This is a genomic window from Burkholderia sp. Bp9142 (assembly GCF_003853415.1).
Lineage (GTDB): Bacteria > Pseudomonadota > Gammaproteobacteria > Burkholderiales > Burkholderiaceae > Burkholderia.
Window position 1 is genome coordinate 27,299 of sequence record NZ_QTPP01000015.1, and the last position, 24,565, is coordinate 51,863.

19 protein-coding genes and 1 pseudogene are annotated in these 24,565 nt (G+C 61.2%); 14 read left to right on the plus strand and 6 right to left on the minus strand.

Annotation, left to right across the window (positions count from 1 at the left end; genetic code table 11):
- Positions 1–143 precede the first annotated feature (143 nt).
- From DIE22_RS18295 to DIE22_RS18345, 11 genes are all read left to right on the plus strand, one after another.
- The gene (locus tag DIE22_RS18295) at positions 144–905 is read left to right on the plus strand and encodes an SDR family NAD(P)-dependent oxidoreductase (RefSeq protein WP_124605736.1); all 762 of its coding nucleotides are present in this window, start codon (positions 144–146) and stop codon (positions 903–905) included.
- Positions 902–2,074, plus strand: coding sequence for an acyl-CoA dehydrogenase family protein (locus tag DIE22_RS18300; protein ID WP_124605737.1), 1,173 nt, complete (start codon positions 902–904; stop codon positions 2,072–2,074). Before DIE22_RS18295 ends, DIE22_RS18300 begins: the two co-directional genes overlap by 4 nt.
- Entirely contained in the window at positions 2,071–3,138 is a 1,068-nt protein-coding gene (locus DIE22_RS18305; RefSeq protein WP_124605738.1) for a phosphotransferase, read from the plus strand. Before DIE22_RS18300 ends, DIE22_RS18305 begins: the two co-directional genes overlap by 4 nt.
- The gene (locus DIE22_RS18310; RefSeq protein ID WP_124605739.1) at positions 3,135–3,935 is read left to right on the plus strand and encodes an enoyl-CoA hydratase/isomerase family protein; all 801 of its coding nucleotides are present in this window, start codon (positions 3,135–3,137) and stop codon (positions 3,933–3,935) included. Before DIE22_RS18305 ends, DIE22_RS18310 begins: the two co-directional genes overlap by 4 nt.
- The gene (locus DIE22_RS18315) at positions 3,928–5,088 is read left to right on the plus strand and encodes an acetyl-CoA C-acetyltransferase (RefSeq protein ID WP_124605740.1); all 1,161 of its coding nucleotides are present in this window, start codon (positions 3,928–3,930) and stop codon (positions 5,086–5,088) included. Before DIE22_RS18310 ends, DIE22_RS18315 begins: the two co-directional genes overlap by 8 nt.
- A 7-nt stretch (positions 5,089–5,095) precedes the next feature.
- On the plus strand, positions 5,096–6,088 hold the full coding sequence (locus tag DIE22_RS18320; protein WP_311767749.1) for a nitronate monooxygenase family protein: 993 nt from the start codon (positions 5,096–5,098) through the stop codon (positions 6,086–6,088).
- Positions 6,085–6,861: an enoyl-CoA hydratase-related protein gene (locus DIE22_RS18325; RefSeq protein WP_124605742.1), complete on the plus strand. Its 777-nt coding sequence runs from the start codon at positions 6,085–6,087 to the stop codon at positions 6,859–6,861. The genes DIE22_RS18320 and DIE22_RS18325 overlap by 4 nt, the downstream gene beginning before the upstream one ends.
- Positions 6,862–6,940: 79 nt before the next feature.
- A complete protein-coding gene (locus tag DIE22_RS18330) occupies positions 6,941–8,404 on the plus strand; it encodes an aldehyde dehydrogenase (protein WP_124605743.1) in 1,464 nt (487 codons plus the stop codon).
- 72 nt (positions 8,405–8,476) lie between these two features.
- On the plus strand, positions 8,477–9,580 hold the full coding sequence (locus DIE22_RS18335; RefSeq protein WP_124605744.1) for an NAD(P)-dependent alcohol dehydrogenase: 1,104 nt from the start codon (positions 8,477–8,479) through the stop codon (positions 9,578–9,580).
- Positions 9,581–9,682: 102 nt separating this feature from the next.
- On the plus strand, positions 9,683–11,215 hold the full coding sequence (locus DIE22_RS18340) for an acyl-CoA synthetase (RefSeq protein ID WP_124605745.1): 1,533 nt from the start codon (positions 9,683–9,685) through the stop codon (positions 11,213–11,215).
- Between the two features lie 216 nt (positions 11,216–11,431).
- Entirely contained in the window at positions 11,432–12,529 is a 1,098-nt protein-coding gene (locus tag DIE22_RS18345; RefSeq protein WP_260426710.1) for a porin, read from the plus strand.
- A gap of 86 nt (positions 12,530–12,615) precedes the next feature.
- Here DIE22_RS18345 and DIE22_RS18350 read toward each other — a convergent pair.
- Together DIE22_RS18350 and DIE22_RS18355 are read right to left on the minus strand one after the other, a co-directional pair.
- Positions 12,616–13,740: pseudogene (locus DIE22_RS18350) on the minus strand (efflux RND transporter permease subunit); the annotation flags it as partial.
- A 117-nt stretch (positions 13,741–13,857) separates the two neighbouring features.
- A complete protein-coding gene (locus DIE22_RS18355; RefSeq protein ID WP_185640643.1) occupies positions 13,858–14,142 on the minus strand; it encodes a hypothetical protein in 285 nt (94 codons plus the stop codon).
- Positions 14,143–14,837: 695 nt separating this feature from the next.
- On the opposite strand from DIE22_RS18355, the gene DIE22_RS18360 reads away from it, so the two are divergent.
- A complete protein-coding gene (locus tag DIE22_RS18360; RefSeq protein WP_124605746.1) occupies positions 14,838–18,293 on the plus strand; it encodes an adenylate/guanylate cyclase domain-containing protein in 3,456 nt (1,151 codons plus the stop codon).
- Between the two features lie 298 nt (positions 18,294–18,591).
- Here DIE22_RS18360 and DIE22_RS18365 read toward each other — a convergent pair whose 3' ends face one another.
- From DIE22_RS18365 to DIE22_RS18380, 4 genes are all read right to left on the minus strand, one after another.
- Positions 18,592–18,810 carry a hypothetical protein gene (locus DIE22_RS18365; RefSeq protein ID WP_124605747.1) on the minus strand — a complete coding sequence of 73 codons (219 nt, stop codon included), beginning with the start codon at positions 18,808–18,810 and terminating at the stop codon, positions 18,592–18,594.
- Positions 18,807–19,574 carry an IS21-like element helper ATPase IstB gene (gene istB, locus DIE22_RS18370; protein ID WP_124605748.1) on the minus strand — a complete coding sequence of 256 codons (768 nt, stop codon included), beginning with the start codon at positions 19,572–19,574 and terminating at the stop codon, positions 18,807–18,809. The genes DIE22_RS18365 and istB overlap by 4 nt, the downstream gene beginning before the upstream one ends.
- Positions 19,561–21,063 (minus strand): IS21 family transposase, encoded by a 1,503-nt coding sequence (istA, locus tag DIE22_RS18375; RefSeq protein ID WP_124605749.1) that lies wholly within the window; start codon positions 21,061–21,063, stop codon positions 19,561–19,563. The genes istB and istA overlap by 14 nt, the downstream gene beginning before the upstream one ends.
- 877 nt (positions 21,064–21,940) lie before the next feature.
- Complete coding sequence (locus DIE22_RS18380) at positions 21,941–22,597, minus strand: GntR family transcriptional regulator (RefSeq protein WP_124605750.1); 657 nt, start codon at positions 22,595–22,597, stop codon at positions 21,941–21,943.
- Between the two features lie 102 nt (positions 22,598–22,699).
- Here DIE22_RS18380 and DIE22_RS18385 point away from each other — a divergent pair, with 102 nt between their 5' ends.
- Together DIE22_RS18385 and DIE22_RS18390 are read left to right on the plus strand one after the other, a co-directional pair.
- Positions 22,700–23,920 carry an MFS transporter gene (locus tag DIE22_RS18385; protein WP_124605751.1) on the plus strand — a complete coding sequence of 407 codons (1,221 nt, stop codon included), beginning with the start codon at positions 22,700–22,702 and terminating at the stop codon, positions 23,918–23,920.
- Between the two features lie 12 nt (positions 23,921–23,932).
- On the plus strand, positions 23,933–24,532 hold the full coding sequence (locus DIE22_RS18390; protein WP_124605752.1) for a cysteine hydrolase family protein: 600 nt from the start codon (positions 23,933–23,935) through the stop codon (positions 24,530–24,532).
- Positions 24,533–24,565 lie beyond the last annotated feature (33 nt).

Genomic DNA, 24,565 nt, shown 5'->3' on the forward strand with positions numbered 1-24,565 from the left:
TTACTTTTTAAAAAAGTATATGTGAAAGGAATTGTCGATTTTCGTTGCGAAGGCGAGTGAGAGATCGCTCGATGCCGATTGGCGAGTTGGCGCATTGGCAATTGGATGAAGAAATAGCTGGATCATCAAACAGGAGGCAGCGGATGCAGATCAAAGGTGTGGCGGCAATCGTGACAGGTGGCGCTTCGGGACTGGGTGGCGCCACGGCGAAGAGATTGGCGAGTGCCGGGGCAAAAGTCACGATTCTCGATGTGAATGAGACGTTGGGTCGAGCTCACGCGGAATCGATCGGCGCGCATTTCTCCGCTGCGGACGTCTGCGATGAGGTGGCCGTCGATGCGGTTCTGGACGAAGCCGAGCAATTGCACGGCAAAGCGCGGATCCTTGTCAATTGCGCAGGAATCGGTGCACCTGCCAAGGTTATCGGACGCGACGGTTCCGCGCTGCCGCTCAAGGATTTTTCACGCATCGTCAACATCAATCTGCTTGGAAGCTTCAACGTGCTGGCCCGGTTTGCGGCGCGCCTGCATGCCGAAGCACCGATTGGCGAAGAGACCGGCGTGATCATCAATACCGCCAGCGTGGCGGCCTTCGATGGGCAAATCGGTCAGCCGGCCTATGCTGCTTCCAAGGCCGGCATTGTCGGGATGACGCTTCCTGTTGCGCGCGAGTTTGCTCGATACGGCATTCGTGTGATGACGATTGCACCGGGGATTTTTCTTACCCCGCTGCTTGCGAGCTTGCCTCAGGAGGCCCAGGATTCGCTCGGCAAGCAAGTGCCGTTTCCGAGTCGCCTCGGACAACCGGACGAGTTTGCGCAGCTCGTACAAACGATCGTCGAGAATTCGATGCTGAACGGCGAAGTTATCCGTCTCGATGGCGCTATCCGGATGGCACCGAGATGACGTTCGCCGACCACGACAAGGCCGCTGTCATCGCAGATCGAGTCGAGCGATTCGTCCGCGATTCCGTCGTACCGTACGAGCATGACGGCCGGCGCGATCATCACGGGTGCCCGACCGATGCACTGGTCCGCGAATTGCGGACCATGGCACGCGATGCTGGCGTATTGACGCCGCACGTTCTCCCCAATGGCGAGCACCTGAGCCAGCGTGGCACCGCGCTCGTGCTTGCGCGCACCGGATTGTCGCCGCTTGGACCGCTGGCATGCAATACCGCGGCGCCCGACGAAGGCAACATGTACCTGCTGGGGAAGATCGGGAGTGATGCGATCAAAGCGCGGTTCCTGGTGCCCCTCGTCGCGGGCGAGGCACGCTCGGCGTTCTTCATGTCAGAGCCGGCCGCCGACGGCGGGGCCGGTTCGGACCCGTCGATGATGATCACGACATGCGAGCGAGATGGCGACGCGTGGGTGATCAACGGGCGGAAGGCGTTCATTACTGGCGCTGAAGGTGCGACAGTCGGCATCGTCATGGCCCGCTCGGCAGAGGGGGCGTGCATGTTCGCGATCGCGCTTCCGAATCCGTCCATCTCGATCGAGCGTATTCCGCGCACGATCGACAGTTCGATGCCGGGGGGGCATGCGATCGTCAGGATCGACAATTTGCGCGTGCCCTCCAGTCAGATGATCGGCGAGGCCGGCGAAGGCTTTCGCTATGCGCAGATTCGCCTGGCGCCCGCCCGCTTGTCGCATTGCATGCGGTGGTATGGCGCATGCCTGCGCGCGAACGAGATCGCCGTCGATTATGCGAATCGCCGGATGGCGTTCGGCAAGCTGCTCGTCGATCACGAGGGTGTCGGTTTCATGCTGGCGGAGAACGCGATCGATCTGCGACAGGCGACGTTGATGATCGACTGGTGTGCGGACGCGCTGGACGCCGGTTCGCGCGGCGTAACGGAAAGCTCGATAGCCAAGGTCGCCGTGAGCGAGGCGCTGATGCGTGTGGCCGATCGTTGCGTTCAGGTAATGGGTGGAAGCGGATTGACCGAAGACACGATCGTGGAACAAGTATTTCGCGAGATCCGGGCGTTTCGCGTTTATGACGGCCCAACCGAGGTTCACAAATGGTCGATCGCGAAGACCATTAAACGAGACTGGAGCCGCCACATATGAATATTCTGGGGCAGGGCGAGAATGCGGGCATCACGGCGGTGCAACATGCGATGCGATTCGATGAGGCGGCGCTCGAACGCTGGATGCGAGACAACGTCGACGATTTTTGCGGACCGCTCAAGGTTGCGCAATTCAAGGGCGGACAGTCGAACCCGACCTACCGTATCGACACGCGGAATCGAAGCTACGTGCTGCGCCGGAAGCCGCCGGGCCCGATTCTGAAGGGGGCGCACGCGGTTGATCGCGAGGCCCGCGTGCAGAGTGCCCTCGGCGCCGTCGGATATCCGGTGCCGAAGGTACTTGGCCTGTGCCTGGACGACACGGTGCTCGGCAGCGCGTTCTATGTCATGGAACTGGTCGACGGCCGAATCTTCTGGGACGCGACTTTCCCGGAGATCGGACACGATGTGCGTCCGGCCTATTTCGATGCGATGAACGACGCGATTGCGTCCTTGCATCGCATCGACCCTCGTGCAATCGATCTCGCCGACTACGGAAAGCCCGGAAACTACTTTGCAAGGCAGATCGATCGCTGGTCTCGCCAGTATCGCGACGATGCTGAAGCCGGACGCGATCCCCACATGGATGCGTTGGTCGAGTGCCTGCCCGGCCATTCGCCCGACAACGATTCATCGGCGATCGTGCATGGCGATTTTCGCTGCGACAACTTGATCTTCCATCCGACCGAGCCGCGTGTCATCGCGGTTCTCGACTGGGAACTATCGACGATCGGCCATCCACTGGCTGATTTCGCCTATCACGCAATGATGTATCGGATGCCGCCCGATATCGTCGCGGGGCTCGCGGGAGCCGACCTGGTGGCGCTCAACATTCCGAGCGAACGAGCGTACGTGGACGCTTACTGCGCGCGCACGGGTCGCAGGGATATTCCGGACTGGCCGTTCTATATCGCGTTCAATTTTTTCCGGCTGGCCGCGATTTTTCACGGCATTCAAGGGCGGGTCGTGCGCGGTACGGCCAAGTCGGCGCACGCGTACGAACGCGCGAAGAGTTTTCCGAGGCTTGCCGAGCTCGGTTATCGAGCGATGAAGGATTGTCAATGAATGACGTTGGTCTCACCGTGACCGTGGAGCATGCGATTGCGACGCTCACGCTCAATCGGCCCGATTCGGGCAATGCCATCGATTTGCCGCTGGCCAGGGCGCTTCTGCAAGCGGCGATTCGCTGTGATCACGATCCTGCAATTCGATGCGTCGTGTTGACCGGGAGTGGTCGATTTTTTTGCACGGGTGGCGATCTCGGATCGTTTTCCGAAGCGGGCGGCGACATCTCGGCTTTTCTGAGCGAGCTTGCGGGCACACTGCATCTCGCGATTTCCCGCCTGATGCGAATGGAAAAGCCGCTCCTGGTGCTGATCAACGGACCGGCAGCGGGTGCCGGACTGAGCCTGGCAATCGCCGGTGACATCGTTCTGGCCGCGCGATCCGCTCATCTCACACCGGCATATGGAGCAGTGGGCCTGAGTCCGGACGGAGGATTGTGCTGGCATCTGCCTCGGTTGGTCGGAATGCGGCGAGCGCAGGAACTGGTGATGTTGAATCGCCGTGTTGCAGCGGCGGACGCCGAATCGATGGGGCTCATTACCCGTGCGGTTGACGACGCACGGCTGGCTAGCGAAGGCGGCGAACTGGCTCGAACCCTGGCTTCGTCGGCGACGAAGGCCCTTGCAAGTGTGCGACGCCTGCTCGTCGAATCGTTTCATGGCGAGTTCGAGGCGCACCTCGAGCGCGAATCTCGCAGCATCGCATCGCTTGGGTCCGGTGCGGAGGCACGAGAAGGCATCCGGGCATTCATCGAGAAACGTCAACCCGATTTTCACACTGGAGCCGAACATGGCTGAAGCTTATATCGTTGAAGCGGTGCGCACGGCCGGTGGCCGTCGCAACGGGAAATTGCTCGGCTGGCATCCTGCCGATCTGGGCGCAGAGGTGCTCAATGCAGTGGTGGATCGCTCGGGCATCGATCCAGCGGCGGTCGAGGATGTGATCCTGGGTTGCGTGACGCAGGCGGGCGAGCAGTCGTTTGCGTTCGCTCGCAATGCGGTATTGGCGTCACGCTTGCCGCAAAGCGTTCCTGCCGTGACCATCGACCGGCAGTGCGGCAGCTCTCAACAAGCCGTGCATTTTGCAGCGCAGGCGGTAATGTCCGGCACGCAGGACGTCGTTATTGCCGCAGGCGCCGAGAGCATGAGTCGCGTGCCGATGTTTTCGAATTTCTCGCTGCACGAGAAGGCTGGCATTGGCGCCGGTCCTTTCAGCGAGCGTATTCGTCACCGTTTTGGCGTGGATTCCTTCAGCCAGTTCGAAGGCGCCGAGAGGCTCGCGCGCAAGTATGGACTCGACCGTGACGATCTCGACCGCTATGCGCTCGAAAGCCATCGCCGGTCGAGCCAGGCAACGGCGTCGGGTGCCTTCAACGCGGAAATCGTTCCGCTGGCGATTGACGCAGGAAGGCATGTCGTCGATGAGGGAATTCGCCACGATGCGTCGCTCGCGGCGATCGGCGCGGTGAAGTCGATGACGGAGGGCGGTATCGTTTCCGCGGCAAACGCGAGTCAGGTTTGCGACGGTGCTTCGGCCGCACTGGTTGTGAGCGAGAGGGCGCTGCGGCGCTATGGGCTGACGCCCATTGCACGCATCGTCGATTTGACCGTGACCGCGGGCGATCCGGTCATCATGCTCGAGGAGCCTATCGAAGCGACGCGCCGTGCGTTGAAAAGGGCGGGGCTGGCCATCGGCGACATCGACTTGTACGAGGTCAATGAAGCCTTTGCATCGGTGCCACTGGCATGGCAGAAGGCGCTCGATGTGGACCCGGCACGACTGAATGTCAACGGTGGTGCGATTGCGTTAGGGCATCCGCTCGGGGCATCCGGTACCAAGCTGATGGCAACGCTGATTCATGCACTTCGCGCCAGGGGCAAAAAATATGGCCTTCAGACGATGTGCGAAGGCGGCGGCATCGCGAACGTGACCATTGTGGAGGCTTTGTGACATGGCCTTGCAAACACGTGTGACCGAATTGCTTGGCATCCGGCACCCGATCGTTCAGGGCGGCATGATGTGGGTCGGCCGTGCAGAGCTGGCGAGCGCGGTATCGAACGCCGGTGGGCTCGGTATCTTGACCGCGCTTACGCAACCCAGCCCCGACGATCTTCGCCGCGAGATCGAACGGTGTCGCTCGATGACCGACAAGCCGTTCGGGGTGAATCTCACCATTCTGCCATCCGTCACTCCTCCGCCATATGGCGAGTATCGGCGCGCGATTATCGAAAGCGGGATTCGCATTGTCGAAACTGCGGGAAGTCGGCCTCAAGAGCATGTCGACGAATTCAAGGCGCACGGCATCACCGTCATTCATAAATGCACGTCGGTACGACATGCGATTTCGGCGGAAAAGATGGGCGTCGACGTCATTTCGATTGACGGGTTCGAATGTGCGGGGCATCCCGGGGAGGACGATGTCCCGGGCTTGATTCTCATTCCGGCGGCTGCCGCGAAGATTCGCGCGCCGATGATCGCGAGCGGTGGCTTTGCCGACGGGCGCGGGCTGGCCGCCGCACTGGCACTCGGGGCCGAGGGCGTAAACATGGGCACGCGCTTTTGCGCCACGGTCGAGGCGCCGATTCATGCGGCGGTCAAGCAATTCCTTGTCGACAACGACGAGCGGGCCACGAATCTGGTTCTTCGCAAGTTTCATAACACCGGACGTGTCGCGCGCAACAGCGTGTCGGACAGAGTCGTCGAGCTGTCGGCCGCGGCGGGTTGCACGTTCGAGGATATCCGGTCACTCGTGTCCGGCGCGCGCGGGCGTCAGGCACTGGAGACCGGCGACATCGACGCCGGTTTGATCTGGGCAGGGCAGGTGCAGGGGCTGATCGACGACGTTCCGCGCTGTGCGGTCCTGATCGAGCGGATCGTCGCCGAGGCGGAGGCAGTCATCAACTGCCGGCTGTCCGGTTTTGTTCAGGCGAATAAGGAGAGTGTGTCTTGAAATACGAGTTCATTACGGTCGAGCACGATGAGCGGCTGACCATCGTGACGATCAATCGGCCGTCGGCTCACAACGCGCTGAATGCTGCCGCGCACGAGGAAATGCAGCATGCGTTCGATGCGTTTGCCAAAGACGATGAACAATGGCTCGCGATTCTCACTGGCGCGGGGGAAAAGGCATTCTGCGCGGGGCACGATCTGAAGCAACAGGCAAGCGGTGGTGGCCTGGTTACGCCTCGCGGCGGATTCGGCGGACTGACAGCCCGATTCGACCTGACCAAACCGATCATCGCCGCCGTCAATGGTGTTGCCATGGGCGGCGGCTTCGAGCTCGCGCTGGCTTGCGACATCGTCGTTGCGTCATCGCATACGGTATTCGCGTTGCCGGAAGGACGAGTGGGGCTCGCCCCGCTTGCCGGCGGTATCCAGCGGTTGCCGCAAGCGATCGGCCTCAAGCACAGCATGGGCATGATGTTGACGGGGCGGCGGGTGACAGCGGCCGAGGGCCGAGCGCTGGGTTTCGTCAACGAGGTCGTGGAAGGGAACGTGCTGGCGGCAGCGCTTCGTTGGGCGAACGAGATTCTTGCGTGCAGCCCGATGTCGATCAGGGCAATCAAGGAGGCGGTATTGCGTGGACTCGACACACCGCTCGACAAGGCGCTGAAGGATGAGTGGAACTATCCCGCCATGGAAGCGATGCTGGCGTCGAATGATGCGTTGGAGGGCGCCCGAGCCTTTGCGGAAAAGCGTGCCCCGCGCTGGGCCGGGAGCTAGCGATCGTGTCGGTATTCCGCTCCCCTCAAGCGAACACCGCAGGTACTTGCGGTCGACTCAGCCACGCAAAGGAACCGTCATGAACGTATTTGAAGATCTTGAGCTTCCGGACATGTCGCTACGTGCCGGTGAGGCGCGATTGAACACGCACGCAACCTTCATCGACGAGGATCCGTGTACCGGCCGTGTGATCGCACATGTTGCCGATGCCAGTGCGGCTGATGTGGACGCGATCGTCGCTGCGGCCAAGACCGCCTTTCGCGATCCCGCGTGGCAGGGTATTACGCCGCTTGCGCGCGAGCAGTTGCTGCATCGCTTTGCCGATGCGATGGAGGCGGATTTGCCCAGGCTGGCGAAGCTGGAAGCGCTCGACACCGGCAAGCCGATCTCCATCGCGCAGACGGTGGATATTCCTGCCGCCATCAATTGGCTCAGGGTGTTCGCCGGCTGGCCGACCAAGCTCATGGGGCACGCGGGAAGGCTGGCGGCATCGCCGGGCAATTACCACGTCTATACGCGCCGGGAACCCGTCGGCGTGGTCGCTGCGATTACGCCGTGGAACTTTCCTCTCGTGCTGGCGATGTGGAAGATTGCGCCCGCGCTTGCGGCGGGATGTACCGTCGTCCTGAAACCCTCGCCCGAGGCACCGTTGACGGCACTGCGCGTCGCGGAAATAGCGCGCTCCGCCGGCCTGCCACCCGGTGTGCTCTCCGTCGTGACAGGTGGGCGCGACGCAGGGGCAGCGCTGGCTGCGCATCGGGACGTTGCGAAGGTCGCATTCACGGGATCGACTCGAACCGGGCAAGCCATACTCGATGCCTCGATACCGGACATCAAACGGGTCACGCTCGAACTTGGTGGGAAGTCACCGACCATCATTTGCAAGGACGCGGACTTGTCCCGGGCCATCCCGGAAGCAGCCATGTCCTGCTTCTTCAACGCGGGGCAGGTCTGTTATGCGGGTTCGCGACTCTACGTGGCGCGCGACGTTTATGAACAGGTGCTTGAAGGTATTGCTGCCTTCGCAGCTGCACTGAAGATCGGCGTCAGTTCCGATCCTTCCAGCCAGATCGGCCCGTTGATCAGTGCCAGGCAGCGCGAGCGCGTGTCGGGATTTCTGTCGCGTGCATACGCCGAAGGCGTGCGTAAGCAGGAAGCGCCTTCTGTCGCCTTGCCGGACCACGGCTACTTCTTCGCACCGACCGTATTGCGCGATGTCCCGCAGAACGCGGAAGTGATGCGAGAAGAAATATTCGGTCCGATTCTGGTGGCCGCACCGTTCGACGATATCGATGAGGCCATCACGTTGGCGAACGACAGCGACTACGGACTGGCCGCGCATGTCTTGACGCGTGACGTTGGCGCCGCTCACCGAGTGGCGGAACAACTATCGGCGGGCACGGTATTCGTCAATTGCGCGTTGCTCGCCGACCCCGCCTTTCCGTTCGGTGGCATGAAGCGCTCCGGACTGGGAAGAGAGAACGGCATGGAAGTGCTGGACGCTTATCTTGAACCGAAATCAGTCGTCGTGTCGCTTGGATGAAAGTTCGCCGGATTACCGGATCGGGCTGAATCAAGAAGTCATATCGACACATCACCTTGGGACACATCCCCAATGAAAATCACGGCAGCCATTGCGCGAAATGCGCACACCGAATTCACGATCGAGAGTGCGATTCTCGATGAGCCACGTGCTGACGAAGTATTGGTGAAGATCGCCGGCGTCGGTCTTTGCCATACGGACCTCGTGGCACGCGATCAATTCATTCCCATCGCACTGCCAGCCGTGTTGGGACACGAAGGCTCGGGCCATGTCGAGCGGGTTGGTTCCGCCGTGACGAAGGTCAAGCCTGGCGACCGCGTCGTCGTGAGTTTCGACAGTTGCGGCGTTTGCGGCAATTGCCGCAAGCACATGCCCTCATATTGCTGCGCATTTCCGATGCGGAATTACTCGGGAAGCAGGAGCGATGGAACAACCGCGATCAAGATCGGCGATGAACGGGTTTCGTCGAATTTCTTCGGTCAATCCTCGTTCGCCAGTCATGCGCTCGCGCGGGAGCGCAATGTCGTCAAGATAGACGACACGTCTCTCCCGCTCGAAATTCTCGGTCCGCTGGGGTGTGGATTGCAGACAGGCGCGGGAGGCGTGATGCGCTCGATGGCGTGCCCTTCCGGTTCGTCAATTGCCATTTTCGGTGGCGGGCCGGTGGGGCTTGCCGCCGTGATGGGCGCATTGATCCAGGGTTGCAGTCCGATCATTCTGGTCGAGCCGATGGCTTCCCGGCGAAAGCTGGCGCTCGAACTCGGTGCGCACCATGTCATCGATCCGGCGGAGAGCGACGTGATCGGCAGAATTCGCGAGATCGCCCCTTCGGGTGTTGATTTTGCCTTTGAATCGAGCGGTAGAGAGTTCGTCGTTCAGGCGGCACTTGCGTCGCTCGGGAGCCGAGGCCTGCTTGGCCTCGTTGGCGTCCCGCCGAATCCGGATAGCGCGGTGCCGGTCAATCTGGCGTCACTGATCACATATGGCCATCGCATCCACGGCATTGTCGAAGGAGACAGTGATTTGGATAACTTTATTCCGGAGTTGATCGGACACTTCAGGGCGGGGCGATTTCCATTCGACAAGCTGATCCGGACATACCCGCTCGAGCGCATCAACGACGCGGCGACCGATCAGGCGAACGGTGCGTGCGTCAAGGCAGTTCTCATTCCTTGATCGTGCGCAGCGGGAGGCGTGCGGGCGATGCGCCAACCGGACGCGCCCGCCGGGTCAATTGATAAGTGCGTCACACATAACGGCAATCTACTGGGACGGAACATGCATCCGACTATTCATGCGGCGACCGCGCCGGAGAAACAAGCCTGCATTCTCGGAGAGACAGGGGAGGCGCTCAGTTACCGGGAACTGGATCGGCTGGCAAATCAAGGCGCTCATCTGCTGCGTTCGCTGGGGCTGAAGCGTGGCGATGTGGTCGCCGTGGTGCTCGAGAACGGCTTTGATATTTTCACGATCGCGTGGGCGACCGAGCGTGCAGGTCTTTACCTCACGTGCCTGTCGACCAAGGCTTCGCCCAACGACATTGCGTATATCGTGCGTGATTCCGGCGCTCGGGTGCTGATCGTGTCCGACTCGTTGACGGAACTCGGTGAGTTGGCCGCGGATCGCCTGTCCGACACGAACGTGACCGTATTGTATTCGGGCCCGGCACGAACGAGCTTTACCGAATTGCGCACGCTGGAACAGGATACGACCATCGCCGACGAAAGCCCTGGCGGAGACATGCTGTATTCATCCGGAACGACGGGACGCCCGAAGGGCGTGAAGCCGCCATTGCCTACCGGTCCGCTGGGACAGGAAACAGCGTTGATGACTATGGGCCGGAACTTATACGGCATGGGCGACGATACCGTCTATTTGTCCACTTCGCCGTTGTATCACGCAGCGCCGCTGCGCTGGGCACTGACCGTGCAGCGTCTGGGCGGTACAGTCGTCATCATGGAAAAGTTCGATGCGGAGCAGGCCCAGGCGCTTGTCGAGCGATATCGAATCACACACGCGACCTGGGTTCCGACGCATTTCGTCCGATTGCTGAAATTGCCCGAGGAGGTTCGAGCGGGTTATGGTCATCAGACATTGCGCGCGGCCATTCATGCAGCGGGTCCATGCGCCATTCCGATCAAGCGGGCAATGATCGATTGGTGGGGGCCGATCGTTCACGAATATTACTCTGGTACGGAAATGTGCGGAATCACGGCCATTCAGGCAGACGAGTGGATGGAAAAAACGGGATCCGTTGGTCGCGCGATTTTGGGGACGCTCAAGATCGTGGGATCCGATGGCAATGAATTACCTGCCGGCGAGATTGGCGACATCTATTTTGCCGACGGTCCGACGTTCGAGTACCACAACGATCCGGAGAAGACGCGGCTGGCCCACAACGCTCGGGGATGGGCGACGCTGGGCGACATCGGGCGAGTCGATAAAGACGGGTATCTGTATCTGACCGACCGGAAGTCCTTCATGATCATCTGCGGCGGGGTGAATATCTATCCTCAGGAAATAGAAAACGTCCTGATCGGGCATCCGGAAGTAGACGATGTCGCCGTCATTGGCGTGCCGGACGAGGAGATGGGTGAACGTGTCATGGCGGTCGTCAAGCCGAGCGACTCATCGGTTGCCGGAGCCGATCTTGCTGAAAGACTCAGGCGCTTCGTGCGTGACGCATTGGGCGGAGTGAAGTGTCCTCAGAGATTTGTCTTTCGAGACGACCTCCCTCGAGAGCCGACTGGCAAGTTGGCGAAGTGGAAACTGCGCGATGAATATCGAGATGCCGCGGTGGTGAATCCTTGACTGATTGGCTCGGCGACTTCGGGTTTTGGAAGGCGCGCCGTGTCTTGGTGATCGGTTGCTGCGATTCGTATAAATAAAATTCGCATCGAATACTAAATATAAAGATCGGTAAAGGTGATGGTCTAAATGTCGCGCGTGACTGCGTGATGGGATCGTCATTTTTAAAATCGACCGAATGGTGATTTTCATCAATCAAATATATATTGGAGACGCGTCATGGCGAAAATTTGGATGATTTTGATTCGACTCTCATGTCGTACGGCGGCGGGCTGGTTCGCCATTCTTGCCGCTGCGCCATGTGCAAATGCTCAAGGGAGTGTAACGTTCTACGGAATCGTTGACGCATCGGTCTTCTATGCAAGCAAAACCCTGGATCCTGCGACCGGCAGAACACTTGGGCGGCAGTTCTCGCTGCAGTCCGCCGGAGAAGTTTCTTCGAGTTTCGGTATTCGAGGTAACGAGGATCTTGGTGGTGGGCTCGCAGCAATCTTCGCTCTGGAAAGTGGAGTCAACGTTGCCAACGGCGGATACATAGACTCGAACGGAAATTTCTTCGGTCGGCAAGCATGGGTTGGCTTGACCGGGGGCTTCGGCACTGTTTCCGCCGGCTTGCAGTATTCCCCCTTCCTGCTGTCGATCTTCGACACGGACGCTCGCGGCCTCAAGCTGTTCGGGAGCGGGCTGGTCGTATACGTTGATAATGTCGTCGTCACCGGTATTTTCAATGCGAACTCGATCATGTATACCTCGCCGGAGTTCGCTGGTTTTCAGGGGCGCGCGATGATGGCGCTCGGCGGTACCGCAGGGAACTTTCAGGCGGGGCGGCAGTATTCCGGTAGCCTGACCTATCACATGGGCAATCTTGTCGTCAGCGCCGCGATGTATGGCGGTAATGCTGGCGGTACGGCTGCGTCCACGCCGGTCCTCAGTACCGCTGCATTCGCCGGACGCAACATCGGTGCGAGTTACCGCTTCGGCAAGCTTACCGTCACGACCGCCTATACCCTTTACAAGGTTCAGGGAGCCATTGATAGCCAAGTGATCTCTGGCGGTTTTTCGTACTCGGTGACGCCAGCGCTTCTCGTGGATGGCGGCGTCTGGTATTCCCGAGACGGGAACGATTCTCACAACCATTCGATTCTCGGATCGGTCGGTACCGACTATTTTCTGTCGAAGAGGACGTCGCTATATGCGCAGTTTGCTTATACGTCCAATCACGGGCATATGAATACGGGCCTAGCCGTCAATGGTGCACCATTCGGTGTGTCAGGTTCGCAGTTTGCAGCGGACGTTGGAATTCGCCACTCGTTCTGACAGATTGAGGCGACGGCGGCCGATCCGAGTTCGGTGTCGGTACAGATCGGCCGACGATGAGTCCGGAAGCGTCCGCCGCGGGATCGTCAGCCGGCGTCCAGGTCAAGTGTTGGCGGCAAGTCAGCGTCATCCACTGCAGCCGGGCGCCTGAAGAGGCCGCGCAGCCAGTGCTCGAGATCGTCCACATAGGTGAACACGACCGGAATGACGAGCAGGCTCAACAGCGTGGAAGCCAGCAGGCCGCCGATCACGACGAAGGCCATCGGCTGACGGAAACTCGGTTCCGCGCCCAGCCCGAGCGCGTTGGGGAGCATGCCGGCCCCCATCGCGATGGTCGTCATCACGATCGGGCGTGCCCGCTTGTGGCAGGCGTCCATCAACGCCGCCAACCGGTTCATGCCATGTTCGCGCCGCACCACGATCGCGTACTCGACCAGCAGGATCGAATTCTTCGTCACGATGCCCATCAGCATCAACAACCCGATCAGCGCCGGCATGGAAAAGCTCATGCGGGTAATCAGCAGCGACAGCAACGCGCCACCCAGCGACAGCGGCAGCGCGCACAGGATGGTGGCCGGCTGCAGGAAATCGTGGAACAGCAGCACGAGCACCGCGTACACGCAGAAGATGCCGATGGCCATGGCCAAACCGAAGCTCTGGAACAGTTCGCCCATGTTCTGCACTTCGCCCTGCTGGACTTGACGCACGCCGGCCGGCAAATGCGCAAGTGCCGGCAACTGCTGCGCCTCCTGGTTGACTTCGCCGAGCGTGCGCCCGTTCAGCTCGACCGTCAGCGTGACGTTGCGATTGCGGTCCAGCCGATCGATCTGCGATGGCCCGCTGCCGATCGAAAGCGTCCCCACCGAATCCACCGTCACGCTGCCATGGGTACCTGCGACGCGCAATTGTCCGATGGCATCCAGATCCTGCCGCAGTGCCGGATCGATGCGCGCCCGCAATGCTATCTGTCGCTCGGGTAGGTTCAGCTTGGGCAGCGAGTTCGAATAGTCGCCATAGGTGCCGATGCGAATGGCATCCGCCACGGCCTCGGCGGTCACGCCCAGTGACGCGGCCTTGGCTGGGTCTGGCCGGAACTGCACTTCCGGACGCTGCAGCGCGGCGCTCGACGTGACGTTGTCAATGCCGTGCAGCGATCGCAACTGCGCCTTGAGCTCGGCTGCCGCGGCTTGCAATGCGGTGGCATCGCTGCCGGGGCAAATATGGGTAGGATCGTGGGTACGGGGTCGTCTGCGATCGGGGGAGTCTCACCTGGCGGGTCTCTGCGAGCGATGGTTGGAGTTGGCTGCCTGCACCGCCTGCGACAGAAATCAGGATGTTTCTCCCATCGCTTCCATTCGCTCAAGGCCCTTGCGATAATCCTCACGCTTCATATCTCCAAGATCGCGGGCGCGAATGCAGTATTCGTCGAGCCGATTCTTGGTGGTGCCAATCCATTCACTTGCCGTGTTTTCCAACGCTTGTTCAAGTGCTTGCTCCGGCGAAATCTGATCCCTGAGATTGGCGATCAAATGCCTGTTCAGAGACTCGGACAGAAACGACCTGGGGTGGTGATCAAAGATCGTCTCGATAGCTGCCGCAGGGTCCAGATCCATTTGGGGACGCTGGGCATGCGCTCTGAGTTCGCCGAAAAGGGGATGGAACCGTCCTTGCGTGCTCGGGGTCCGCGATCTTTCAAGCGAAGTGCAGGTTGATTTTCCGATACAGTCTTCTCAGAGTTGACAACTGCCGAATGGAATTTCCGGTATCGCTGACGGTATCGACGCTGCATGACTACGCGGAAACACCGCCCTTCAAGGCTCTAACCCGCAGGTTGACAATCGAGTGGGTATTGGGCGGCGCGAGCACACTTGCTTCGTGACTGCTTGCCCCTCGTGCAGCGATACTTCCGACCGTCGGTCGTCTGTTGTGGAAACGCGACACAAGGTTCCAAAAACTGACGATGTGATCCGGCGTAGGTTTTGGCGTAGGTCAGTCGATAGGAGTGCTATTAGATAGCGTGTTGCGTGGCGTCTTCGTCTTGGCCATCATGCATCGTCATGCGTTACGGTCGACCGATTCTACGCAATCTCGTTACTGCGACAGAATCTTTCGGGACAGTTGGTTTGGCGCTATCTGCTCCTCGTGCTGCCAAATGCACTAACAGCGGGAGGCGCACGGGGAAAGTGACCTTTCACCGTTGAGTCATTCGCACGCTCATCGGCATGCGTCGTCACGTGTGCGGGCCTGAATACCTGCAGGGAGTGGCGCATAATGTTTTGAGGTTGACCCTTGGCTGGAAGAGGGTTTTATGCGCTGCACAATCTGCGGATCCGAGAATCCTCCCGGGGCGAGGTCCTGCCAGGAATGTCAGGCCGTGCTGTCCCACACGTGTCCGCATTGCGGGCATGAGGCAGAGCCTGCGGCCCGCTTCTGCAGCCATTGCGGCGCGTCGCTGGCCGCGCCTGCCGCTGAGCCGCCATTGTCTCGACCGTCGGGGCCGGCGCCGTCACCGCCCCCCGTTCACTACACGCCCGATCATCTCGCCGAGCGGATCCGTGCCGAACACGCGGCCATGGAAGCACGCGGCGAGCCCGCCGGCGAACGCAAGACCGTTACCGCGCTGTTTGCCGACATGGCCGGGTCGACCGCGTTGATCCACGATCTCGATCCCGAAGTCGCGCATCGCTTGATCGTGCCCGTGGTCGAGCTGATGATGGAAGCGGTTCACTACTACGAAGGGTACGTCGCCAAATCGCTCGGCGATGGCATCCTCGCGCTGTTCGGTGCACCGATCGCCCACGAAGACCATGCGCAGCGTGCGCTCTTCGCGGCATTGCGCATGCAGCAGGCGATGCGGCAGCACGGCGATCGCATTCGTCTGCAGGAAGGCATTCCTCTGCAGATTCGCGTCGGCGTTCACACCGGCGAGGTCGTCGTTCGTTCGATCCGCACCGACGACCTGCACACCGAGTACGATCCGCTCGGGCATACGATCCACATCGCGTCGCGGATCGAGGGCATCGCCGCACCGACGTCGATTCTCGTCAGCGAGTCCACCCACAAGCTGGCCGAAGGCTATTTCGAGTTCAAGGCGCTGGGGGCGACGCAGCTCAAGGGTATTCCCGCGCCGCTGTGCGTGTACGAGGTGCTTGGCCTCGGTGCGTTGCGCACGCGCCTGCAACGGGCGGCGCACCGCGGTCTCGCGCGCTTCGTCGGCCGCGAAACGGAAATGGAACACCTGAACCGGGCCCTGGAGACCGTAAGGGCCGGACAGGGGCGCGTGGTCGGCGTGGTGGGCGAGGCCGGCGTCGGCAAGTCCCGCCTGTTCCACGAGTTCAAGGAGCGTTCGCGGCGTGGCGCGCTGGTGCTGGAGACGTTTTCCGTATCGCACGGCAAGGCGTATTCCAATTTGCCGCTCATTGAACTCCTGAAGAATTATTTTCAGATCACGACACAGGACGACGAGCGGCGCTGCCGGGAGAAGGTCATCGGCAAGGTGCTCACGCTCGAACGCAGTTTCGAGGACCTCGTGCCGTACGTCCTCTATCTGCTCGGCATTGGCGAAGGCGGGCCGGTACTCGTCGAGATGGATCCGCAGATCCGGCGCGAGCGGACCTTCGACGCGATCAGGCAGCTTCTCGCGCGAGAGAGCCAGAATCAGCCGGTCCATTTGCTGTTCGAGGATCTGCAATGGCTGGACCGTGAAACGGAAGCCTTCCTCACCTACCTGATCGAGCACGTGCCGGACGCGCGCATCCTGCTGCTGGTGAACTACCGGCCCGAGTATCAGCCCGCGTGGGCTCGCGCGGCGCATTGGAGCACACTGCGGCTCGAGCCGCTTGGCCGCGCCGATGCGCAAGGTCTGCTCGCGGCGCTGCTCGGCGAGGATCGCACGCTCGTGCCGCTGAAGCAGCTCATCCTGGAGAAGACGGAGGGCAACCCGTTCTTCATGGAGGAAGTGGTCCAGACGCTCGCCGAGGAGCGGTCGCTGCTCGGCGAGGCCGGGCGCTATCGCATCGTGGAGACGCCGGCGACGCTGCACATTCCGACCACCGTGCAGGGCGTGCTCGCCGCCCGGATCGACCGGCTTCCGATCGACGAAAAGGAACTGCTGCAGGCACTCGCGGTGATCGGCCACGAGTTTCCGTTCAGCCTGATCCGGCGAATTTGCGGCGAGGCGCCGGCGCGGGACGACGAACTGCGGCGCCTGCTCGCGCATCTGGAAGCGGCGGAGTTCATCTACGAGTGCCCCGCCTTTCCGGAGGTCAATTACTCGTTCAAGCACGCGCTGACCCAGGAGGTGGCGGGGCGCTCGCTGCTCACGGAGCGGCGTACCACGCTGCACGAGCGTACCGCGCAGGCGATCGAGGTGCTGTTCCCGACACGCATCGCCGATTACTGCAGCGAACTCGCGCACCACTACAGTCAGAGCGGCAACATCCTCAAGGCGGTCGAATACCTGCATCGGGCGGCTCAGCAGGCGTTGCGCCACGCTGCCCATCACGATGCGATGAATCATCTCGACGCGGCGCTGGCGTTGTTGAAGGGCTTGCCGGACACACCGGTGCGCGCGCATTGGGAACTGACACTGCTGCTTTCCCTCGGGCCGGTGCTGATGGATGTGCGCGGGTATGGCGCGAACGAGGTGGGCGAGACCTATATGCGCGCACTCGAATTGTGCGAGCGCACCGGCGAGGCATCGCAACGCTTCGCGACGCAGTTGGGATTGCGGATGCACCATGTGGTACGCGGCGAGTATGCCATCGCGATTGATCTAGGCAACCAGATGCTTGGGACGGCCCGGGATGCGAATGATCCAGGCTTGCTCACCGAGGCATATGGAGCACTGGGCTCGTGCTTTTTTCTGCAGGGTGATTTCGGTGCGGCTCGCACACACCTCGAGCAGGCGATTGCGACCTATGATCCGGAGCAGCATCAGGCGCACGTCTTCGCACACGGGGTGGATCCCGGCATTCGTGCGCTCAATTTCCTCGTGTTGACATTGTGGTTTCAGGGGTATCCGGAACAAGCGCTCAAGCGCAGCGTTGAAGCACTCGCGCTCGCGCAGAGTCTTTCTTACGGGCCATCTCTGGCGTTCGGTCTGACCTACGCAGCTCACTTACATCAACTGCGGAGGGAGCCGGTGCTGGCCGGTGAGCGTGCGGAAGCGGTCATTGCCGTATCGACCGAGCACGGATTGCCGTACTGGCTCGCGTGGGGGATGCTGCTGCGAGGCTGGGCGACGAGCGAACAAGGAAGCATTCAGGACGGCATCGCGCAGATGCGGCGGGGCCTCGACGCGCAGCGGGTGGCGGGCGGCGAAGACCAGCGACCTTATTTTCTCGCGTTGCTCGCCGACAGCTACTGGCGCGCGGGTGACAAGAGGGCCGCCCGCGATACGCTCGAAGAGGCGATGGCGATCGTCGAGAAATCCGGCGAGCATTGCTACGAGGCCGAGTTGTTCCGTCTCACGGGCATCTATCTGGCTGGCGGGGCCTGCAAGGACGGCCCTGCACCTGCCAGCGATGACGAAGCCCTAGACTGTTTTCACAGAGCGATCGCACACGCACGCCGGCAGGGTGCCCGATCGCTCGAATTGCGGGCAGCGTCGGACCTGGCGCGGCTATTGCAACGGCAGGGGAAGAACGCAGAGGCAAGGCAAGCGCTGTCCGAGGTGGTCGGCTGCTTCACGGAAGGCTTCGACACGCGCGACCTGCGGGAGGCGAAAGTGCTTCTGGATACATTGGACGCGTGCACAGGTTGAATGGCCCTAAGATTTCGGGCGTGACTCGATACCCGGACACGATACGACCGAACTCGTGCTCTGGTTCCATAATGTGATTTCCGTTCCTTGTGTGGGCGCGAAGAATGGCGAGCCGGTTTTGACAGTGCGAAACAGCTAGGCTAGCAGGCTTATTGAGCGTGCTAGCGTTCAGCGTCAATTCTGAACGAATGCACTTGTTAGCGGCGGCGTAGAAGCGCTACTAGATGGCGGCGCAAGGTTGAGTAAAAGCGTCAACAACAGGGGGCGGTTATTGCCCGCTGTTGTCGGGTGATGGCCGTCAGAATGGATCGTCGAGGTCGCGAGGGTGAGGATTGTCGGGAGGCGCGCGCTGTTCGTGCAGCAGTTCGTTGAGCGGAATCTGGTAGTGCGCGGCGATACGCGCGCGTAGATCGTCGATGAGTTCGACGACGGCCAGCGCCTGATCGGCAGACCAGTTGTCCGGGATCAGGAAGTCGAGCCCGTGAGTGATGCCCGAAGGCAGGTGAAGGCGCTTCATGGTTTCTTCTTCTCCATGCGTGCCGCGCTGCGTTTCCTTGTGCGCTGCTCGGCCCGTTCACGTGCCTCCTTCACCCGGTAGGACTCGCCTTCGATCGCGACGACTTCGGCGCGATGTACCAGCCGGTCAACCAGCGAGACGACGCAGGCGGCGTTCGGAAACACCTCCGACCATTCTGCGAACGGCCGGTTTGTCGTGACGACGGTGCTCGCTGCGCCATACCTGCGGCTGATCAGTTCGAACAGCAGGTCGGCGTGGCGGTTCGAGTAGGACAGGTATCCGACCTCGTCAATTACGAGCACGTCAGGCGTTGCGTAGCGGTGCAGACGCCGGCGTAACGCTGAGTCACTGTCAAGCGCGGCGAGCTCACCGAGCATCTGGCCAGCGGTTGTGAACAGCGCGGTGTGCCCGTTGACGAGCGCCTGGTATGCCAGGTTCAGCGCCAGGGTCGACTTGCCCACGCCATTCGGGCCGATCAGTACAACGTTGGCGGTATCCCTGACGAATTCGAGCGACATCAGTTCTTCAACGGCGGCCCGGTCGCAACGCGTGGGCCAGGCCCAGTCGAAGTCGCACAGCGGTTTGAAGTTGCCCAGATGGGCATCCCGGATGCGTCGCTCGAGCGAACGGCGGGCACGCTCGTCTTCTTCCCACTGCAGCAGCGGCGCAACCCAGCCGGCGTCAGTGAGATCCGGCCAGTGTGCCAGCAATCCATACAGGCGCAAGGCGTTCGCGCGCTCCTGCAGGTTCTCAAGCGAGCTCATCAGCACCTCCCGTTATCTGGTCGTAGATGTCGAGCCGGTGAGGGGTCACCAGCGCGTCCTTGCTGCGCACGTGTTCGGGCAGACTGACGGCCACCGGTGGAGGCGCCTGGCGCGCCTCGCGCCGACGCTCCAGCGCCAGACGCACCGGATTCTGGTGAGGCGCGGCATCGCTGGCGAGCGTTTCCTCGATCGCTGCCTGCAGTTCGGCCGCGCCATAACGGTCGAGCAGCCGCAGCAGGTGGGCGGTGATGTTGCCCAGATTGGCGCCGCGTTCAGCGGCGCGCAGCATGAGTGCGTGACTGGCCGGCGCTGCTCGGGCGAGATGATCGAGGCCGCGATGGTGACGGGCTTCGCGTTTGCGTGCAACGAGGGCGTCGATGTGCGCGGCAATCTCGATCTGCGCGCCGCGATCGTAGCTGCGCACATGCGTAGCGAGCAGATCGGCGCCGTCGAGAATGCGTACCTGCCGGGGATCGGCCCGTACCGTGAGTGTGCGCCGCACGTGGGTATGCGGGATCGTGTAGTCGTTCAGATCGAAACGCACATACGGCTGTTTGCCGACCTTCACGGCCAGTTGCAGTTCACACGGGTACGGATTTGCCGGCAACGCAAGCAGGCTGGGCTGTTCGCGGGCGAAGGCCTCGCGCACACTGATCGTGGGCTCTTCCCGGCAAGGCCGATCGGCCGCGGGACCTGCGCACCAGAGTTCGGCCTGGGCATTCAGGTCGTCGAGGTCAGCGAACTTGCGCGCGGCAAAGAAGTTCTCGCGTACAAACCGGATTGCCCTCTCGACGCGCCCCTTCTCGTTCCCCCTCGCCACCGCCACAGGACGGGGTTCGTAACGATGATGCGCGGCGAACGCGAGCAACGTCGGGTTAAAGCGGATCGCATCACCCTGACGTTCAACCACAGCGCTTTTAAGATTGTCGTACAGGAGGACCTTCGGCAACCCGGACCATGCCGCGAAGGCACCCGCATGCCCCGCCAGGAAGCTGTCCATGCGGGCATCGAGGAAGAAGCGCAGATAGATCTGCCGCGACCACGACAGCACCATGACGAAGGCCATCAGTGGCCGGCGCGCGCGGCCGATCTGGAGGTGGTCGAAGTGCGCCCAGTCGACCTGCCCCTGTTCTCCGGGCAGCGTGCGCAGGCGCAGATAAGCCTCAGGTAGGGGACGCGGACGGTGAAGCGCGACCTGGTGCCGGAAGTGATGAATGTTGCCCCGGTAGCCGCGCTCGGTGACCATCGCATACAGTCGGCTGGCCGTGAGCGACGGAAACTTCTTCAGCGTCTCATGGATGAACGGAAGGTAGGCGTCGATCTGCGAAGGTCGAAGCATCCCGCCGATCCGGGGTAGTCCAGCCTGCGCCAGCACGCGCTGGACGGTGCCGCGGTGTACGTGTAACTGGCGCGCGATGGTGCCGCAGCGCCACTTCTCGACGTGGTAGTAGCGCAGGATCTGCGCCTCGAGTTCAACTCCGATGGTCATGGGTCACTTCCTGTGCAGTGAGTAGCAGTACGAACATCACGGAAGACCCGACGGCGCAGTGGCCCGAGGCGTACGAAGCCCGGACAGACGCAGTGGCAGAAGTGGCAATGCTCAGGCACAGGTAGGGCGGTGACGGGTACCGCCGCTCTTGCCGCCGACGTCGTCGAAGTCGGTGCCAGTAGAGCATCGGCGGCAGGCACAGCGGAACCCTGATGCGTCACTTTATTCTGGCGGTTGCGATAGCGGCGCATCCGTTCGGCGTGCGCAAGGCGGCCGTGACGACTGCGCTGATAGCGTTGGCCGGCCACGCGCATGCTGGCCTGACGTGCGACCTCAGAGCAGTCGCCGTCGCAGTAGATCTGGCCGCGGTCGCAACGGCGGCAAACGATGACCTGCGCCCGGCAGCGGGCGCACACAAACAGGCGGCCTGTGGCCGGCATCAGCAATCCCCGTCAATGCCGAAACGGTATCGACGGGACTGGTGGGCCGTGCCATACTGGACCGGCACCCGTGCCCCGTGCGCGTGTGGGGCTCGACATCGGAGTGAACTTGGCGGTTTGAGCCGGTGTCGGGCCTGTTTCTTCGGCGGTAAGCCTTCTTCTACCGCATCCAGACTTCAGCGTCACCTCCTCCTAAAACGAGCCGCGCCGGGTGCGTCTGCACTCGCCCTACGGGCTCCTTCCGACGCACCCGGTACCGCCTCCCGCTCTTCGCGCAAACCATTACCAAGCCGCTCAGCAGAGCAGGACCATTCCGTATCTCTGATCGACGCCGCCGTTTAGTGTCGGTTTCTCACAGCCGTTCACAGCACTTGACTGTCGATTGCCCGCAGTGACCTACGAGGCGGCAAAGTGCCGGGGTACGGGATCATGCCAGTTCAACTTACATCGACGATTATTCCGCGGGCCCTCAAGCTTCGGCGACCCTCGGTCAAGGCGTTCATAAGTCGGTCACGGCTACCACGAATATGCTCGCGTATAAGTGCGACAGCCTCTTCTGAATCACCTTTGCGCAATGCTGCTATAACCGCTCGATGTTCATCCCAGGCCGCATGTCCCGGGGCAGTATCCAGCCAGCGAGCTCGAGAGAGGCGGTTCATGGCGTCTGCGATTCCACGGGAAATAAATTCGTTTGACGAGAGATCGCCAAGTCGAATGTGGAACTCAGTGCCGAGTTGGTGTGCGTCCCTTATCGCGGTGTCCGGGGCTATGGCTTCCAACGAGGCCTCCAATGCGCTTAAAGCATTGAGATCGACCTGCTGGGCGGCGATACGCACGGCCGCTACTTCCAACACTTCGCGATAGACGAAGAGCTGCTCGATTTCCTTGATGTCCAGCGGCGTCACCATCCAGCCGCGACCTTCCCGGCAAATCAGACCTTCCGCTTCCAGGCGCAATAGCGCAGCCCGAACTGGCGTCCGTGACGCCCCAAATTGGGCTTCCGCCCAGCGTTCCGTCAATCGTTCTCCGGGCCCGATCTCCATGTTGAGGATCATTTCCCGCAGTTGCGCTTCCACATGTTGAGCTTGCGTCATAAGTATGGTCGATAGATTCCAGTCGACGTCCGATTGACGCCATACGTCGGTGACTGTTATTGTATACCATTTTGGTATCCCAAATCGGGATGGCGAGTTGATATGTCTACGGAAGACCCCTTGTACTGGCGACGCAACCTGGGCGTCTGTCTATTTGGCTCCTTCACGACCGTATTGGCGATGACTCTGATGTTGCCCTTTCTTCCGCTCTACGTGGAGGAGCTGGGAATCCGCGGGCACGCGGCCATCGTTCAGTGGTCGGGCATTGCATACGGGGCGACGTTCGTTACAGCCGGACTTACCGCGCCACTGTGGGGCCATCTGGGGGATCGCTATGGTCGTAAGTCGATGCTGCTCCGCGCGAGCCTTGGCATGGCAATCATAGTTTCGCTGATGGGCGCTGCTACAAATATCTGGCAGCTGGTCGGCCTGCGTTTGCTCGTTGGTCTCGCAGGCGGGTATTCCTCGGGGGCGACAATACTCGTCGCCCTGCAAACACCCCGAGCCCGATCGGGCTGGGCACTTGGCGTGCTGGCTTCGGGCGTCATGGCGGGGAACCTTGTTGGGCCGCTCGTTGGCGGGATCTTGCCGCCGATGATTGGCATACGGGCGACGTTTTGGTGTGCGGGACTGCTGATTTTGCTGTCGTTTCTTGCGACGGCCCATTGGGTCCGCGAAGCACCTAATCGATCCGATAAGCGACGCGAAACCGCAACATGGAGCAAGGTTCCGAATAAGGGCGCTGTCGTCACCATGTTGTTGACGGGACTGATCCTGATGGTCTCCAACATGTCGATCGAACCGATCATCACGGTGTATGTAAAAAGCCTCGTAAGCGATCCGGCCAAGGTGACCCTTACTGCCGGTTTCGTCATGTCGGCAGCGGCGCTGGGAAGCGTGCTGTCGGCTTCTCGGCTTGGGAGGCTTGCGGACCGAATCGGCCATTCCACCGTGATACTTACAGCGCTCGCCGTGGCAGCGGCCTTGCTCATCCCGCAAGCACTTGTTACGGCGAGCTGGCAGCTCATCATCCTTCGATTCTTGATGGGTCTTGCACTAGGCGGGCTGTTGCCCTGCATCACTGCCGTTATTCGCCACAATGTTCCGGATCGGCTTGTTGGCACCGTGATGGGATATTCGTTGTCCTTCCAGTTCGCCGGACAAGTTGTGGGGCCGTTGGTGGGAGGATTCGTCGGTGGTCACGCAGGCATGCGCGCAGTGTTCTTTGTCACGAGCGGTTTATTGCTCGTCGCTACATTCTTCAACTGGCGGATGAGAGGGCGTGCACCGGTACGCTCAAGTATTCGCTCCCCTGGTCTTTGATGGAGTATCTCCATGCCCGAACAACTTCACCTCGAACCGGCAAAATCGGCGCTACTGGTTATGGATTACCAGGAAATCCTGCTGGAAAACTATGTCGCCGAGGAGCGGCGCGCCACGGTACTCGGTCAAACGGCGAAGCTGCTTGCCGCCGCTCGTGCGGCCCAGATGCCTGTCATATACGTCATCGTGGCATTCAGGTCGGGTCATCCTGAAGTTAGCCTGAGGAACCGCATGTTCTCCTTCGTCAAGGACAACGGTCTGTTTCTGCGCGACCAGGCAACCACGGCCATCCATCGCGATGTCGCGCCGTTGGAAAGTGAGCCCGTCGTCATCAAGCAGCGCATCGGGGCATTCACTGGAACGGACTTGGGGATGCTGTTGCGCGCAAAGGGCATCGAGACACTCGTGCTCACAGGTATCACGACGGCAGGTGTCGTGCTATCGACGGTTCGCCAAGCGTTCGACCTTGACTATCGGTTGATCGTCGCAAGTGACTGCTGTGCCGACCCGGATATCAACGTGCACGACGTCTTGCTCGAAAAGATTATTTCACACCACGCAGAAGTAGTGCAGGCGCAACGAATCGTTGACGCCTTCGCTACGAAAAACTGAAAGGCGCGCAACGCGGCCACGGCTGGGCCGGGA